Source organism: Pseudomonas sp. B329 (assembly GCF_023127835.1).
GTDB classification, from domain to species: Bacteria; Pseudomonadota; Gammaproteobacteria; order Pseudomonadales; family Pseudomonadaceae; genus Aquipseudomonas; species Aquipseudomonas synxantha_A.
Genome location: NZ_SPKP01000010.1, coordinates 1 through 17,974, shown reverse-complemented (window position 1 = coordinate 17,974; position 17,974 = coordinate 1). Strand labels below are relative to the sequence as shown.

The window sequence follows — 17,974 nt, the reverse complement described above, 5'->3', positions numbered from 1 at the left end:
TCCCATTTTTCATGCTGACCCCTTTGCAACGCCCGCTGTGGCAGATCTACCTGATCTTTCTGGCACCGATGGTGCTGTCCAATTTTCTGCAAAGCTTTTCCGGCACCCTCAACGGTATCTATGTCGGGCAAATGCTCGGCACCCAGGCTTTGGCGGCGGTGTCGGGGATGTTCCCCATCGTGTTTTTCTTTATCGCCCTGGTGATCGGCCTGGGGGCGGGCGCCTCAGTGTTGATCGGCCAGGCGTGGGGTGCCCAGGAGACGGGGCTGGTCAAGGTGATTACCGGCGCCACCCTGACGTTGGGCGCCCTGGTGGGCCTGATTGCCGCGGTGCTGGGCAGCCTGTTTGCGCGCCCGGCCTTGCAGGCATTGGGTACGCCGCTGGATGTGCTCGACGATGCGGTGGGCTATGCCCAGATGATGATGTTGATCATGCCGCTGTTGCTGGTGTTCATCCTCTATACCCAATTGCTGCGTGGGGTGAGCGATACGATTTCACCGTTGCTGGCGTTAATGGTTTCGACCCTGGTGGGCTTGCTGCTCACGCCAGCGCTGATTCGCGGCTGGATCGGCCTGCCGCCCCTTGGCATCCAGAGTGCGGTTTACGCAGGTTTGGTGGCTAACGCCTTGGCGATGCTGTTCCTGGTGCTGCGCCTGCGGCATAAAAACCATGTGATGGCACCGGATCGCGAGCTGCTCGCGGCTTTACGCCTGGACCGCGTCATCCTCGGTAAAGTGCTGCGCATCGGCCTGCCGACAGGCTTGCAGATGGTGGTGTTGTCGTTGTCGGAATTGGTCATCCTGGCCCTGGTCAATAGCCACGGCTCCCAGGCCACGGCGGCTTATGGCGCGGTGACGCAGATCGTCAACTACGTCCAGTTCCCGGCGCTGTCGATTGCCATCACCGCCTCGATCCTCGGTGCCCAGGCGATCGGCGCCGGGCGCCTGGAGCGCATCGGGCCGATCCTGCGCACGGGGTTGGTGATCAACCTGTGCCTGACCGGGGGCCTGATTGTGCTCGGTTATGGGTTGTCGCACTGGTTGCTGGGGCTGTTCATCACTGACGACAGCGCCCGGATCAGAGCCGAACACCTGCTGCACATCATGCTCTGGAGCATCCTGGTGTTCGGCTTCCAGGCGGTGATCGGCGGCATCATGCGCGCCAGCGGCGTGGTGCTGATGCCGGTGGCAATCTCGATTTTCTGCGTGCTTTGCGTGGAGCTGCCGATGGCTTATCTGTTCAACGCACACTTCGGGCTGGAGGGGGTGTGGATGGCGTTCCCGGTGACCTACCTGGCAATGCTGGTATTGCAGACCGCGTATTACCGGCTGGTATGGCGGCATAAGCAGATCAAGCGGTTGGTTTGAGGCTGAGCCCGCGCAGTAACACCTCCAGGCCCTGCAAGCCTTCCTCCAGCCGCGCGCTCGGGTGTGCATCTCGGGCGATCCACAACGCCGTGTTGACCAGGCTGCCGTTGATCAACTGCGCCAGTGCCTGGCTGGGTGCCGGCTCCACCCATCCGGCTTGCATCAGGGCCTCCAGGAGTTGGCGCAACGACTCAACGCAGTGGTGTTGTGAGCCGGTATCCCCCAGCACCGCTGGCGCATCCTGCAACACAATGCGCTGGATTTCCGGATCCTGGGCCATGCGCAGATAAGCTCGGCAGCGTTCGCAAAACCCGCTCCAGGGCTCTATGGCCTGCGCGCTGATGCGTTGCAAGTGCTCGTCCATCTCGCTGTCGAGCTGGGCGACTACGGCTGCCAGCAAGCCTTTTTTGTCACCAAAGTGATGGTACAACGCACCGCGCGTCAGCCCGGCTTGAGCGGTAAAGTCATCCATCGAGGTATGGGCATAGCCTTGGGTGGCGAATGCCCGGCGCGCACTTGCGATCAGGCGGGCGCGAGTCTCTTCGATCATTTCGGCACGGGCTCGGCTCATGGAAGTCTCATCGGTTGGTGATTGACATACGGTGCGTATGCGAAGCATGATCCATCACATACGCACCGTATGTATTCTGCCCGCATCGTTTCAGATAGCAAGGCCGCGGCTTGAGCAAGAGGTTACGCAGGATGGCAAACCCTTACGCCGAATTATTCCAGGTCCCAGGCGCCCGAGCCTTTGTGCTCGCAGGCATGTTGGCGCGCATGCCAATCTCGATGACCGGTATCGGCCTGATCACCATGCTCGCCCAAGTCCATGGCGGTTATGGGCTGGCGGGGTCGGTGGCGGCGGTGTTTGCCCTGGCCACGGCGTTTTGTGCGCCGCAAGTGTCGCGTTGGGTGGACCGCTACGGCCAGGGCAAGGTCCTGCCGATAGCCGCACTGATCGGCGGCGGGGCGCTATTGATGTTGTTGCTGTGTACGCGTTTGCAGGCACCAAGCTGGACGCTGTTCCTGTTTGCTGCGCTGGCCGGCTGCATGCCCAATATGTCCGCCATGGTGCGTGCGCGCTGGACCGAGTTGTACCGCGGCCAGCCCAGGCTGCAAACCGCGTTTGCTCTGGAGTCGGTGCTGGATGAGGTGTGCTTTATTATCGGCCCACCCATTTCTGTGGGCCTGAGCGTAGTGCTGTTCCCCGAAGCCGGCCCTTTGGTGGCGGCATTGTTACTAGCGGTGGGCGTCACCACCTTTGTAATGCAGCGGCAAACCGAGCCACCCATACACGAGCACCACGGCGCGCATGGCCGCTGGCTGATCGCTTCCCCTGCGGTTTTGATTCTGATGACCTTGCTGCTGGCCATGGGCGTGATCGTCGGCGTGGTGGACGTGGTCAGTGTGGCGTTCGCCCAGCATCAGGGCCAGCCGGCGGCGGCGAGTATTGTGCTGTCGGTGTACGCCATCGGTTCGTGCCTGGCCGGGCTGGCTTTCGGTGCCCTCAAGCTCAAGGCGCCGTTGCCGCGTCAGTTCCTGTTCTGCGGCGTGGCCACGGCGTTGACTACCTTGCCCTTGTTGCTGGTGAGCAACATCCCCGGCCTGGCCGTCGCCATATTTATCTCCGGCCTGTTCTTTGCGCCCACCTTGATCGTGTCGATGGCCATGGTCGAGCAGATCGTTGCGCCCAGCCGCCTCACCGAAGGTATGACCTGGCTGATCACCGGGCTGAGCATCGGTGTTGCTATCGGCGCCGCCAGCTCTGGTTGGATGATCGATCATTTCGGCGCTGCCAGTGGGTTCCGGGTGGCGTTGGCGGCGGGGGCGGTGGTGTTGTTGGCCGCATGGTTGGGGTATCGGCGGTTGGGCTGAGTGCCGGCTTGTTCACACTTGATAGCGACCGCTGTGTCGATGCCACTCGTAATTGCCGCCCAGCCAGGCTTTTACCCCGCCGAGGAAGCGCTTGAGCGTGGGGGAGGCCTGTTTGAGCAGCCTTCTTTCCTTGGCTTCATATCTACGTATAAGCGTGTTGTGAAGATCGGCTGTCAACCACAAGGCTTGCTGTAATGAACAACCTTGTTCGTTTGCCAGCAGCAATGGCAGGTTGAAATCACCGATGCCAGGCTCTTGCTCTTTGGATGCGGAATACAAGTCATTGACGAGCATGGTCAAACTTGCAGCTAGGGCGATCACTTCGCGTACAGGCGCAGAAAAATAAGTATCGGCACCCAGTTCATAGCCGCCGACAATATCAATGAGGGCCATGCAAGGTAAAAAGCTGTTGACTTGACGATGTGCCAAATATTCCCAGACTTGAGGCAGGCTGTGTTCGATGCGCCATGAAGCTTCCGCATTCATGGTCACGAACATCGCAATGGTCTCCGACTGAACGCGAGCTTTCTGCGAGGGTGTCGCATAGCGATCCAGGTGGTTCATATATCCCCGCAATCCACGTAAAACCGGATCATCGTTGAGCGCACGTTTGAGCGCGAGGTCGTGGGATGGAATCAGATATGCCCTGTCCAGGGCGGCCAGGGCCAGTGACAAGCGTGCGCCCAGGAGCTTGGGGTTGGCGCCACTTCGCTCATCATCACAATAGTGATCGTCTACCGCGAACAGCGCCGCCATGCATTTTGCAGACAGTAGCAAGCGTTGAACGTCGTCGGTGTCGGCGTGACACAGCATTACGAAACGCCCGAAGTTCGAGGCCCTTACGTGATCCAACTGCCCCTCGAAAATACCGATTCGATTGATCCACGCCATTAACAGCGCATTGATACGGTTGCCGAGCGCTTCGTCCAGTCGTATCGGTAATGGACATTCAAGCGCAGGTATTTCCAGGCCGGTTGAGTTTTTTTGTGGGGGAGGCGGCGGGCTGATGTCGTTCATAGCAAGACTCCGGGTGTCTATGCCATTGGACGTTACTGCGGACCAAGGATCAGGAAGGGCGTTGATTTCAATTTAGAAGTCCGGGTGGAAAAACACAATGGACCCTTTAGTTCTGATTGGAGTCAACGACCTCTAATGCCCGAATAAGACCATTTGGGATGACTCGCGTCGTCACTTCGCCACACGCATCGAACGAGCCCTGTGGCGATGTTGCCTGACTGGCCAATTCAAACCGCCGCTAGACCGTCGTCGTGCTGTTGCAGAAACTCATTCAGCGCTTGGCGCGTAAGGTCGTTCAACGTCACCTTTTTACGCATTGCGGCCAGAGCGGCTGCCAGATGCAGTTCATGCCCAACGCGTACGTTGAACGAGCCCTTGCATGGCTTCTCAGGTGATTGCCCCAGGGTCTGGCAGGTAGCCAGATAATCGTCCACGGCTTCGCGAAAGGCTGCGTCCAGTTCTGCGACGGTTTTGCCTTCGTAGCTCACTAATGCCTTGATGAATAAAATCTTGCCGAACAGGCAGTTGTCTTCGAGGCTGGCCTCGATAGAGCCGATGTAGCCTTTATGTTTGAGCTGGTTGTTCACTGAATCAGTTCTCCTGATTTCAATTGTTCGATGATCTGGCGCCGAATGTAATGTTTCAGTTCGTTGCCCGGGTGAGGCTTGTGCAACGTGATCATTGCACTGGGGTCGCCGATATCGAACTTGACGCGGCTTCCAGCCCCTTCAATCAGTGTGTATCCGAGTCGGCGTAACAGCGTGACGAGCTCGGGCCAGGTAAATGCCATGTGCTCATTGAGCAATTTGGCGAGCAGCTTTTCATTTTTGGACACGGCGTTCCTTGCGTGTAACTAAATGTAGTTGCAAAAAGTGGTGTTCGTCAATGCTAGCTCGGGGGCGTGTGCCTTTCCCGGAATTGATGTAACCCTTGATGACAGCTCGCTCGATGCCACCCATCCCCCCGCTAATTTTTCCCTTCCCGGTTCGTTTTATAGGGACGACGTGCCTTTGTGCTTCCCGCCTATTGCCCCGGATTCGAAGAAATGAATGCTGAAGACTCCTTGAAACTTGCTCGCCGGTTTATCGGGCTGCCCCTGGAAAAACGCCGACTGTTCCTGCAAGCCCTGCAGAAAGAGGGCGTGGATTTTTCCAGGTTTCCGATACCGGCAGGGGTGGAGGTTGAGGATCGCCAGGCGCTTTCCTACGCGCAGCAGCGCATGTGGTTTCTCTGGCAATTGGAACCGGCCAGTGGCGCCTACAATTTGCCTGGCGCGGTGCGCTTGACCGGCGCGCTGAGCCTGCCTGCGATGGAGCAGGCGTTCGCCAGCCTGGTGGCGCGTCACGAAACCCTGCGCACGGTGTTCCAACGACAGGCCGACGAGCGCTTGACGCAGGTGGCGGTAGAACCGGCGGTGAATGTCGAGCAGTTGGACGTCAGCGCCTTGCCAGACGCCGAGCGCGAGCAGGCCGTCAGCGACGCCGCTACCCGCCAGTCCCTGTTGCCGTTCGACCTGGAGCACGGCCCGCTGTTGCGTGTGCAACTGCTCAAACTCGCCGATCAAGAGCACGTGCTGCTGCTAACCCTGCATCACATCGTCTCTGATGGTTGGTCGATGAACGTACTGATCGACGAGTTCATTCGTTGCTATGACGCCCATGAGCGCAACGAAGAACCGCAATTGCCGGCGCTGCCGATCCAGTACAGCGACTATGCCCTGTGGCAACGGCGCTGGCTGGAAGCGGGGGAGCAGGCGCGCCAGTTGGAATACTGGCAGGCGCGCCTGGGCGACGAGCATCCGGTACTGGAACTGCCCACCGACCACCCACGCCCGGCGATGCCCAGCCATCAAGGCACGCGGTATAACTTCGCGATTGATCCGGCATTGGCGGTACAACTGCGCAGTTGCGCGCAAAAACACAACGTCACTTTGTTCATGCTGCTGCTGGGCGCGTTCAATGTGCTGCTGCATCGCTATACGGGCCAGGGTGATATCCGCGTCGGCGTGCCGATTGCCAATCGCAACCGCACTGAAGTCGAAGGGCTGATCGGTTTCTTCGTCAACACCCAGGTGTTGCGCACCGAACTGAGCGGGCAAACCCGCGTCACCGAGCTGTTGCAAGGCATCAAGGAACACGCGCTGGGTGCCCAGGCCCATCAGGAATTGCCCTTCGAGCGCCTGGTAGAAGCGCTGAAAATCGAGCGCAACCTGAGTCACACGCCGCTGTTCCAGGTGATGTACAACCACCAGCCGGTCGTCGCCGACATCGCTTCGGTCAGTACCGCGTCCGGCCTGGAGCTGGCCCTGGTGGAATGGCAAGGCCGCACCACGCAGTTCGACCTGACCCTGGACACCTATGAAAAATCCGGCACCCTGCACGCCGCGCTGACCTACGCCAATGACCTGTTTGACGCGCCGACCATCGACCGCATGGCCCAACACTGGATCAGCCTGTTGCAGGCGATGGTGTTGGATGGCGAACAGCGTATCGGCGAATTGTCGATGCTTGATGCCCAAGAACAGCACCGGCTGGTTCACACCTGGAACCAGACTGCCGAGTCATACCCAACCGAACGCGCAATTCATCACCTGATCGAAGACCAGGTTCAGCGCACCCCGGATGCACCGGCACTGGTATTCGGTACAACCACCTTGACCTACGCCCAGCTCGACAGCCGGGCCAACCAGCTGGCCCACGCCTTGTGCGAGCAGGGCGTAGGCCCCGACGTGCTGGTGGGGATCTGTGTCGAGCGTTCCGTCGAAATGGTCATCGGCCTGCTGGCGATTCTCAAGGCCGGTGGCGCCTACGTGCCCCTCGACCCCGAGTATCCCCAGGAACGCCTGGCCTACATGATCGAAGACAGCGGCATTCGGTTGCTGCTCAGCCAGCAAAGCCTGCTGGCCGCGCTGCCCGCTGCCGGTATCCAGGTGATTGCCCTGGATCAGCCGGCGCTGTGGCTCGACGGCTACAGCCGCGAAGCGCCCGCCGTGGCGGTCAATGCCCTCAACCTCGCCTATGTGATCTACACCTCCGGCTCCACCGGCAAGCCCAAGGGCGCTGGCAACAGCCACCGTGCGTTGGTCAACCGTTTGAGTTGGATGCAGCAGGCGTACGGCCTGGATGCCGCGGATGCAGTGTTGCAGAAAACCCCGTTCAGCTTCGACGTGTCGGTGTGGGAATTCTTCTGGCCGCTGATGACCGGTGCGCGCCTGGTGGTTGCGGCGCCTGGGGAGCACCGTGAACCGGCGCGCCTGATCGAAACCATCGGCCGGTACGCCATCACCACGTTGCACTTCGTGCCGTCGATGTTGCAGGTGTTTATCCATGAGCCGGGCGTTCAAACGTGTGCGAGCCTCACGCGAATCGTGTGCAGTGGCGAAGCCTTGCCCCTGGATGCGCAACGGCAGGTGTTCGCCAGGCTGCCCGATGTGGCGCTGTACAACCTCTATGGCCCGACCGAAGCGGCCATTGACGTCACCCACTGGACCTGCATCGACGAAGGCGCCGACAGCGTACCCATCGGCCGCCCGATCGCCAACCTCGCCACCTATGTGCTCGACGCCCAACTCAACCCGGTGCCTGACGGTGTAGCTGGCGAGCTGTACCTGGGCGGTAGCGGCCTGGCGCGCAGTTATCATCGGCGCCCGGCGTTGACCGCCGAACGTTTTGTGCCAAGCCCGTTCGTGACGGGTGAGCGGCTGTATCGTACCGGTGACCGTGTGCGCCAGCGCGCCGATGGTGTGATCGAATACCTCGGCCGCCTCGATCACCAGGTCAAGTTGCGCGGCTTGCGTATCGAACTGGGCGAAATCGAAACCCGCCTGATGCAGCACCCGCAAGTGCGCGAAGCGGTGGTGTTGGTGCAAGGTGGCAAACAATTGGTCGCGTACCTGGTGTGTGAAGGCGAGGAGCCGACCGACCTCAAGGCCTGGCTGCTCGGCAGCCTGCCGGAATATATGGTGCCGACCCACTTCCTCACCCTGGCCAAGCTGCCGGTGACCGCCAACGGCAAGCTTGACCGCAAGGCATTGCCACTGCCGGATGCAGCGCTGCAACAGGCGTTTATCGCCCCACAAGGCGACCTGCAAACAGCCCTGGCGGCGATCTGGAGCGATGTGCTCGGCGTTGAACAGGTCGGCCAGGACGATAACTTCTTCGAGCTGGGTGGCGACTCGATCATTTCTATCCAGGTGGTCAGCCGCGCCCGCCGGGCCGGTATCCGACTCAGCCCCCGGGACCTGTTCCAGTACCAAAGCATCCGTAGCCTTTCGCGGGTGGCCAGCTTCGACCAAGTCAGCCTGATCGACCAGAGCCCGGTCAGTGGCGAGGTGATTCTGACCCCAGTGCAACAGCGCTTTTTCGCCCAGACGATCCCGGCACGTCATCACTGGAACCAGTCGTTGCTGCTGACCCCGCGAGAGGCGTTGCAGCCCGCGCAGCTGGAAGCGGCCTTGAACCAGCTGATCCAGCATCACGACGTCTTGCGCCTGCGTTTTGTGCAGCAGGCGGATGGCTGGCATCAGAGCCATGCGGCGCCCCTCGCCGAGCCGCTGCTGTGGCAGTCTCACGCCAACATCGACGCCGAGTTGGCAGCGCTGTGTGATGAAGCCCAGCGCAGCCTCGACCTCGAACAAGGCCCGCTGATACGCGCCGCATTGGTGAGCATGGCCGATGGCAGCCAACGCTTGCTGCTGGTGATCCACCACCTGGTCGTCGATGGTGTGTCCTGGCGCATCCTGCTCGAAGACCTGCAACAGGCTTACCGCGAACAGTCGCTGCCGGCGAAAACCAGCGCGTACCAGCATTGGGCGCAGCAACTTCACGACCACGCGCAAACCCTCGACGAACAACTGCCGTACTGGCAGGCGCAATCGGTCGACACCGATCTACCTTGCGACCACCCCGAGGGCGGCCTGCAAAACCGCCTGGGCACCAAACTGGAAACCCGCCTCGACGCCGAGCAGACCCGCCGGTTGCTGCAAGACGCACCGGCGGCCTATCGCACCCAGGTCAACGACCTGCTGCTGACGGCCCTGGCGCGGGTGATCAGCCGCTGGAGCGAACAACCCGCTGCGCTGATCCAGCTGGAAGGCCATGGCCGCGAAGACCTGTTCGACGACATCGACCTGAGCCGCACCGTCGGCTGGTTCACCAGCCTGTTCCCGGTGCGTCTGCACGCCGAAGGCGAGTTATCCGATGCGATCAAATCGGTCAAGGAGCAACTGCGCGCCGTGCCCGACAAGGGCCTGGGTTACGGTCTGCTGCGTTACCTGGGGTCGCCGCAGGCCCGCGAAAGCCTGGCGAACCTCGCCGCACCGCGCATTACGTTCAACTACCTGGGCCAGTTCGACCGTCAGTTCAATGAGTCGGTACTCTTCGTACCGGCCAGTGAAGGCAGCGGCCAAGCCCAGGATCCCGAGGCACCGCTGGCCAACTGGTTGACGGTGGAAGGGCAGGTGTATGGCGGTGAGTTGGCGCTGCAATGGGGCTTCAGTCGCGAGATGTTTGACGTGTCGAGCGTCCAGCGTCTGGCGGATGAATACACCGCTGAACTCAAGGCGTTGATCGAACATTGTTGTGCTGCTCCGGCAGGGCAGGTGACCCCGTCGGATTTTCCGTTGGCACGTCTTACTCAGCAGCAACTGGATGCATTGCCCGTGGCGGGGTCGGCTATTGCCGATCTTTACCCGCTGTCGCCGATGCAGCAGGGCATGTTGTTCCACACGTTGCTTGCGCCCGAGGCCCAGTCTTATATCAACCAGTTGCGGCTCGACATCGAAGGGCTCGACCTATTGGCCTTCGGGCGTGCCTGGCAGGCCGCGCTGGACCGCCATGACACCCTGCGCAGCAGCTTCCACTGGCTGGGCATGGACAGTGCTCACCAGTTGATCCAGCACCAGGTTGACCTGCAACTGCAAGTGATTGAAGACCCGTATGCCGACTTCGACGCCCTGGCCCAGGCTGAACGTGAGCGCGGTTTTGCACTGAATGCCGCGCCGCTGTTTCGCCTGACCCTGGTGCGCGGTGCGGGCGCGGCCTGGCACCTGATTTTTACCAGCCACCACATTCTCATGGATGGCTGGAGCAACGCGCAGTTGCTTGGCGAAGTCATTGCTCACTACGCAGGCCAGGCTGTGCCCGCACCACTGGGGCAATGGCGCGATTATTTGGGCTGGTTGCAACAGCAAGGCTCTGGAGAAGCGTTCTGGAAAGCCGCACTGGCAGCATTGCCGGCGCCGACCTTGCTGTCCCAGGCACTGCGCAAGCCGGTGGACGGGATCGGCATGGCGGACCATCACGTGACGCTGGACAGCGACGTTACCCGACGTCTCGGCGAGTTTGCGCGCCAGCACAAAGTGACCCTCAATACCGTGTTGCAAGGCGCCTGGAGCCTGCTGTTGCAGCGCTACACAGGCCAGGATTGCGTGGCCTTCGGCGCCACCGTGGCCGGGCGTTCTGCGCCACTGCCAGGGATCGAGCAGCAACTGGGCCTGTTCATCAATACCTTGCCGATCATCAGTGCAGCCTCGCCAGCCCAGTCGGTCGCAAGCTGGCTCGGCGAGTTGCAAGCGCTCAACCTCAGCCTGCGCGACCATGAGCATGTACCGCTCTACGATATCCAGGCTTGGGCCGGCCATCACGGCGCGCTGTTCGATACCTTGCTGGTGTTCGAAAACTTCCCGGTTGCCGAGGCGCTCAAGCAAGGCGCGCCGGCTGGCCTGACCTTCGGCCGCCTGCACAACCATGAACAAACGCACTACCCATTGACCCTGGGCATTGAGCTGGGGGCCAACCTGCGCCTGGAGTTCAGCTACGACCGTTCGCTGTTCAGCGAGCCGCAAGTCGCGCGCCTGAGCGCCAACCTGCAACACCTGCTGGCGCAATTGCTCGCAGATGCCCATGTACCCCTTGGTAACCTGCGCCTTCTCGACGCCACCGCACAGCAGAATATGCTCGCTCTCAGCCGGTCAGCTGCGGCTGCCCAGGGTAACGAGCGCGTGCATCAACGCATCGCTGCCCAAGCCCAGGCCACCCCAGACGCCATGGCTGTACTGGCCGGTGGCGAAGGCTTGACGTACGCCGAGCTAAACCAGCGGGCCAATCGTCTGGCCCATCGCCTATTGGAGCTTGGTGTCGGTCCCGGACAACGGGTGGGCCTGGCTTCGCGTCGTGGCCCACAGTTGATTGTCAGCCTGTTGGCGGTACTCAAAAGTGGCGCGGCCTACGTACCGCTGGACCCGAAATACCCCGTCGAGCGCCTGGCCTACATGCTCGCCGACAGCCGACTCAACCTGCTGCTCAGCGAAGTGGGCTTGCTCGTGGATCTGCCATTGCCCCAAGGACTGGCACGTGTGGATTTCACCGCCTGCGGTGACGAGCTGGCCGGCTACCCGACGACCAACGTGCCCAACCCTGCCGCCGCTGCTGATCTGGCATATGTGATCTACACCTCGGGCTCCACCGGTCAGCCCAAAGGTGTGGCCATCGATCATGCCGCCCTCGGTCAATTCTGCGACAGTGCCACGCTGTACAGCCGCTTGAGTGCCGAGGATCGCGTCTTGCAGTTTGCGACCTTCAGTTTCGACGGTTTTGTCGAGCAGTGCTTCCCGCCCTTGTGTGTGGGTGCAGCGTTGATCATGCGCAGTGATGAGCTGTGGGACGCCGGGCAACTGGCGCGGGAGATCGTCGAGCAAGGCGTAACCCTGGCCGACTTGCCGGCGGCCTACTGGTATCTGTTGGCGCAGGAATGTGCAGTGCACTGCCGCTCCCTGGGCAAGCTGCGCCAGGTGCATGTGGGCGGTGAAGCCATGGCGGTGGAGGGTGTACGTGCCTGGCATGCCGCAGGGCTTGGTCATGTGCGCCTGGTCAATACCTACGGGCCGACCGAAGCCACGGTGGTGTCCAGCGTGCATGACTGCCAGTTGACCGATGCCAACGACGCGTACGGCGTACCGATTGGGCAGGCGATTGCGGGGCGTGCGCTGTATGTGCTCGACAGCGGTTTCGAACTGCTGAGCACCGACGGTGTGGGCGAGTTATGCATCGGCGCCGAGGCGGGCTTGGCCCAGTGCTACTTCGATCGCCCGGCGCTCACTGCCGAGCGCTTCTTGCCGGACCCATTTTCCGCCACGCCCGGTGCGCGGCTTTATCGCAGTGGCGACCTGGCCCGGTACAACGCGGCGGGGGCGCTGGAATACGTGGGGCGTATCGACCATCAGGTGAAGATTCGCGGCCTTCGTATCGAAATGGGCGAGATCGAAGCCAGCCTGCAAGCCTTGCCCGACGTGCTTGAAGCGGCAGTGATTGCCCAGCCGAGCGCGATCGGCATGCAGTTGGTGGCGTATGTGGTACCCGCCGATGATCAGCAGTTGGAAGCGCAGGCACTGGCGACACGCTTGCGTCAGGCGTTACCGGATTACATGGTGCCGGGACATTGGGTGGTACTCGATGCCTTGCCGCTCAACAACAATGGCAAGCTCGACCGCCGGGCGCTGCCGGCACCGGATCTGAGCCAGGCGTGCGCCGTGTACGTGGCACCTCAGAGCCCTTTGCAGGTGCAGTTGGCAGCGATCTGGCAAGCGGTGCTGCACGTGGAGCGGGTTGGCCTGGACGACCACTTCTTCGAGCGCGGCGGTCACTCGTTGCTGGCGACTCAGGTGATCTCACGGGTGCGTCACGACCTCAAGCTGGACGTGCCGTTGCGGGCCCTGTTCGAACAGCCGACGCTGGCAGCCTTCGCGGCGGCTTGCGCAGGCTTGACGGCCGATACGGCGCCAGCGCTCCAAGCGCTTGGACGTGAGCAGCCGCTGGCGTTGTCCTTTGCTCAGGAGCGTCAATGGTTCCTGTGGCAATTGGACCCGGCCAGCGCGGCTTACCATGTACCGACTGCATTGCACGTGCGCGGTCAACTCGACAGTGCGGCACTTGCACGCGCCGTCCAGGCCCTGGTGCAGCGTCATGAACCGCTGCGCACTACGTTTGTGGAGGCGGGCGAGCACACCTTGCAAGTCGTCCACCCCAGTCTGACCGTGCCGATTGAGCAGCAAGCGATCGACGCCGATGCCATCGAGCACGCCGTCAGCGAAGAAATCCAGCGCCCGTTCGATCTGCTTGACGGCCCATTGATGCGCGTCAAGTTGCTGGTCGTCGCGCCTGAGCACCACGTGCTGGTCATCACCCAACACCACATCATCTCTGACGGCTGGTCGATGCAGGTCATGATCGACGAGTTGGTGGCGCTGTACCAAGGTGACGCGGACTTGCCGGCCTTGCCGATCCAGTACGCCGACTATGCCCGTTGGCAGCGTGATTGGATGGCGGCAGGGGAGCAACAACGCCAGCTCGATTACTGGTGCGCCCGTCTGGGTAACGACCATCCGCTGCTGGACTTGCCGCTGGACCATCCGCGCCCAGCGGTGCAGAGCTATCGCGGCGCACGCCGGCAGATCCATCTTGACCGCGTGATGCTGGCTGAGCTCAAAGCCTTGGCCGAACGCCAGGACGTGACCTTGTTCATGCTCCTGCTGGCCTCGTTCCAGACCTTGCTGCACCGCTACAGCGGCCAGTCGCAGGTTCGCGTCGGCGTGCCGATCGCCAACCGTAATCGTCTCGAAACCGAGCGGCTGATGGGCTTCTTCGTCAATACCCAAGTACTGCAGGCGCAGTTGCACGGGCAGATGCCTTTCGAGCAGTTGCTGGGCCAAGTCAAACGGCGCGCTTTGGAAGCCCAGGCCCATCAGGACCTGCCGTTCGAGCAACTTGTGCAGGTGTTGCAGCCGGAGCGCAGCCTGAGCCATAACCCGCTATTCCAGGTGATGTTCAATCATCAAAGCAGCCTGCGTTCGGGTTCAGTGCAACTGCCTGGCCTGGTGTTGCAGCCAATGGACTGGGCGGGTCACAGCACGCAGTTCGACCTGAACCTGGAAACCGAGGAATCGGCCGACGGCCTCTGGGCGTCCCTGACCTACGCCACCGACTTGTTTGACGCTGCAACCGTGGAACGTCTGGCCGAGCATTGGCAAAACCTGCTGCGCGCGGTCGTGCACGATGCCTCCCAGCCCCTGGATGAACTGGCGATGCTGAGCACGTCGCAATGGCAACAAATGGTGCACGACTGGAACCGCAGCGACACCCCATACCCACACGAACACTGCGTACACCAGCTGTTTGAGGCCCAGGCCGTGGCGCAACCCGACGCCATCGCGCTGCACTTCGACGAGGAGCGCCTGAGCTACGGTGAACTCAACCGCCGCGCCAATCGCCTGGCCCATCGTTTGATCGCCATGGGCGTCGGCCCGGACGTGCTGGTGGCAGTGCACGTGGAGCGCTCCCTGGACATGGTGGTCGGCTTGCTCGCGACTCTCAAGGCCGGTGGCGCCTATGTCCCACTCGACCCGCAATTCCCGGCAGAGCGCCTGGCGTTCATGCTCGAAGACAGCCGCGCCCGGGTGCTGCTGACCCAGGCGCACCTGCAAGGGCGCCTGGTGCAGCCGCAAGGCGTGCAGGTGCTGATGGTCGAGGATGTCGGCACGCAGGCATATAACCCGCAGGTTGGCGTTACACCGCAAAATCTGGCCTACGTCATCTACACCTCCGGCTCCACCGGCAAGCCTAAAGGGGTGATGGTAGGCCACCAGGCGCTGTGCAGCTTTACCAACGGTATGGCGGGCACCCTGGATATAGACCGGCAGACGCGGCTGTTGTCGCTGACGACCTTCTCGTTCGATATCTTCGCCCTGGAGCTGTACGTGCCGCTGAGTATGGGCGGCACAGTGCTACTGAGCGCCCAGGACATGGCCCTCGACCCTGAGGCGATTCTCGAACTGGCCCAGCGTCAGGCCGCGAGTGTGCTGCAGGCCACGCCATCGAGCTGGCGCATGTTGCTCGATAGCCCGCGCGCCCATTTACTGAGTGGCATAACCTGTCTGTGCGGTGGTGAAGCGCTGCCAGCCGACTTGGCCCAGCGCCTGCTCGAGCTGCAAGGTCCCGTATGGAATCTCTATGGCCCGACGGAAACCACTATCTGGTCAGCGGCTCATCGTCTGCACCAAGCGCAGCCTTTCGTTGGACGGCCGATTGCCAATACCGGGTTGTTTATCCTCAATCCCGGCCTCACGCCATGCCCGCAAGGCGCGTCTGGCGAGCTGCTGATCGGCGGTGTCGGCCTGGCGCGCGGTTACCACAGGCAGCCGGCGCTGACTGCCGAACGCTTCGTGCCCAACCCGTTTGGGGCGCCGGGCGAACGCCTGTACCGCACCGGCGACCTGGCACGCTACCGGGCCGACGGCGTGGTGGAGTACATCGGGCGCGTCGACCATCAGGTCAAGGTCCGTGGTTTCCGGATCGAGCTGGGTGAAATCGAAGCCTGTCTGCGTGAGCACGACGGTGTACGCGAAGCGGTGGTGCTGGCCGATAACGACCGCCTGATCGCCTATCTGGTCAGCTCCGCACCGCAGCCACAGCAGGCGTACAAAGCCGCGCTGCGCGAGCGCCTGCCGGATTACATGGTGCCTGCGCACTGGATGTTCCTCGATAGCCTGCCCTTGACCCCCAACGGCAAGCTCGACCGCAAGGCGCTGCCCAAACCGGAGGTTGGCGATTCACTCAAAGGCCATATAGCACCGGTAACCCTGCGCGAGCAGCAGGTGGCGGCCATCTGGGCCGAAGTGCTGGAGGTGCCGCAGGTCGGCCTCGACGACCACTTCTTCGAGCTGGGTGGCCATTCATTGCTGGCTACGCGTGTGGTGTCGCGGGTTCGCCAAGCCCTGACACTGGAAGTTGCGCTCAAGACCTTGTTCGAACACCCGCTGCTGAGTGATTTCGTTCGGGCCTTGGGCGAGGAGGGCGCTACTGCGCCAGCGTTGCTCAAGGCCGACCGCACGCAGCCTTTGCCGCTGTCCTACGCTCAGGAGCGCCAATGGTTCCTCTGGCAACTGGACCCCACCGGCGCCGCGTACCACATCCCCAGCGCCTTGCGTTTGCAGGGGCCGCTGGACCTGAGTGCACTGCAACGCAGCTTCGACAGCCTGCTGGCGCGCCATGAAAGCTTGCGCACGCATTTTCAGCAACAGGCCACCGGTGCGTTGCAGGTCATTGAGGCCGTTGGCTGCGTCGATATCGACCGGTTCGATAGCGATTACGCTGGCCTCAAGGCGCGGGTCGCCGAAGTGGTCGCCCAGCCGTTCGACCTGCTGCGCGGGCCACTGTTGCGGGTCAAGTTGCTGCGTCTGGCCGACGATGATCATGTGCTGGTGCTGGTGCAGCACCACATCGTCTCCGATGGTTGGTCGATGCAACTGATGGTTGAGGAGTTGGTGCAGTTGTATGCCGCCTTCAGCCAGGGTCAAACCCCAAGCCTGCCGATGCTGCCGATCCAGTACGCCGACTACGCCGTATGGCAACGCGACTGGATGGCCGCGGGCGAGCAGGCACGTCAATTGGCCTACTGGCGCGAGCATTTGGGCGGCGAGCAACCGGTGCTGGAATTGCCGTTCGATCACCCGCGCCCGGCACAGCCAAGCCATCGCGGCGCCCGGTTGGGCATCGAGTTGGCCCCCGAGCTGTTGGACGGCTTGCGCAGCCTGGCACGCAGCGCGGGTGTGACGCTGCCGATGGTGCTGCTGGCGTCTTACCAGGCCTTGTTGCATCGCTACAGCGGCCAGGAGGACGTGCGCGTCGGCGTGCCGATTGCCAACCGCAACCGTCTCGAAACCGAGGGTTTGATTGGCTTCTTCGTCAACACCCAAGTGCTCAAGGCCGATATTCATGGCCAGATGAGCGTGGAGCAATTGCTGCACCAGGTACGCCAGCGCTCTTTGGAGGCTCAGGCGCACCAGGACCTGCCCTTCGAGCAGTTGGTGCAGGCTTTGCAACCGGAGCGCAGCCTGAGCCTGAGCCCGTTGTTCCAAGTAGTGTTCAACCACCGTGTAAGCGGTGCCGACAGCCACCTGAGTCGCCTGACCGACCTGCACGTGGAGGTCCTGGATCTGGATGAGGGCGTGGCCCAGTTCGACCTGGCGCTGGATGTGGAAGAAAACCCGACCGTGCTGCGCGCCTCCCTGAGTTACGCCACTGACCTGTTCGCTGTGGCGACCATCGAGCGGATGGCCGGGCATTGGCAGAACCTGTTGCGGGCAATGGTGGCCGACCAACAACAGGCTATCGGCCAATTGAAGCTGCTGGGCCAGGATGAGCAACAGCACATCCTTGAGCTGTGGAACCAGACCGACGCCGGTTTCTGCGCCGAGCGTCTTGTCCACGAGTTGGTAGCCGACCGTGCCCGGGAAACCCCGGATGCGGTGGCGGTTAAGTTCGATGCGCAAACCCTGAGCTACGCCGAACTGGATCGCCAGGCCAACCGTCTGGCTCATGCCCTGATTGCCCGTGGCGTCGGCCCGGAAGTGCGCGTGGCGATTGCCATGCCGCGCAGCGCCGAGATCATGGTGGCGTTCCTGGCGGTGATGAAAGCCGGTGGCGTGTATGTGCCGCTGGATATCGAGTACCCGCGTGATCGCTTGCTCTACATGATGCAGGACAGCCGTGCGCAACTGCTGCTGACCCATAGCCGTGCGTTGCAACAACTGCCGATCCCCGAGGGGCTCACCACCCTGGCGATTGATCGCAGCGAAGAATGGGCCGATTACCGTGATACGGCACCAGACGTGGCGCTGGATGGCGACAACCTCGCCTACGTGATCTACACCTCCGGTTCCA

At 62.0% G+C, this 17,974-nt stretch carries 7 protein-coding genes; 3 read left to right on the top strand and 4 right to left on the bottom strand.

The genetic code is table 11. The annotated features are described in order from the left end of the window. Positions 1-11 precede the first annotated feature (11 nt). Positions 12-1,367 (top strand): MATE family efflux transporter, encoded by a 1,356-nt coding sequence (locus tag E4P00_RS06080; protein ID WP_078821098.1) that lies wholly within the window; start codon positions 12-14, stop codon positions 1,365-1,367. On the opposite strand, the gene E4P00_RS06075 is transcribed toward E4P00_RS06080, so the two are convergent. Then, positions 1,351-1,938, bottom strand: coding sequence for a TetR/AcrR family transcriptional regulator (locus E4P00_RS06075; protein WP_032876325.1), 588 nt, complete (start codon positions 1,936-1,938; stop codon positions 1,351-1,353). The genes E4P00_RS06080 and E4P00_RS06075 overlap by 17 nt on opposite strands. Before the next feature lie 131 nt (positions 1,939-2,069). Here E4P00_RS06075 and E4P00_RS06070 point away from each other — a divergent pair, with 131 nt between their 5' ends. Then, positions 2,070-3,242, top strand: a complete 1,173-nt coding sequence (locus E4P00_RS06070) for an MFS transporter (RefSeq protein WP_032876322.1) — start codon at positions 2,070-2,072, stop codon at positions 3,240-3,242. 12 nt (positions 3,243-3,254) lie between these two features. Here E4P00_RS06070 and E4P00_RS06065 read toward each other — a convergent pair whose 3' ends face one another. The 3 genes from E4P00_RS06065 to E4P00_RS06055 all read right to left on the bottom strand — a co-directional run bounded on the left by E4P00_RS06065 (position 3,255) and on the right by E4P00_RS06055 (position 5,094). Continuing rightward, positions 3,255-4,259 (bottom strand): family 2 encapsulin nanocompartment cargo protein terpene cyclase, encoded by a 1,005-nt coding sequence (locus tag E4P00_RS06065; RefSeq protein ID WP_103735388.1) that lies wholly within the window; start codon positions 4,257-4,259, stop codon positions 3,255-3,257. Positions 4,260-4,486: 227 nt separating this feature from the next. Beyond that, positions 4,487-4,846, bottom strand: a complete 360-nt coding sequence (locus E4P00_RS06060; RefSeq protein WP_103735389.1) for a type II toxin-antitoxin system HicB family antitoxin — start codon at positions 4,844-4,846, stop codon at positions 4,487-4,489. Beyond that, a complete protein-coding gene (locus E4P00_RS06055) occupies positions 4,843-5,094 on the bottom strand; it encodes a type II toxin-antitoxin system HicA family toxin (protein WP_032876316.1) in 252 nt (83 codons plus the stop codon). Before E4P00_RS06055 ends, E4P00_RS06060 begins: the two co-directional genes overlap by 4 nt. A gap of 210 nt (positions 5,095-5,304) precedes the next feature. Here E4P00_RS06055 and E4P00_RS06050 point away from each other — a divergent pair. Continuing rightward, the coding region (locus tag E4P00_RS06050; protein ID WP_248130924.1) for a non-ribosomal peptide synthase/polyketide synthase at positions 5,305-17,974 on the top strand (12,670 nt) is incomplete at its 3' end.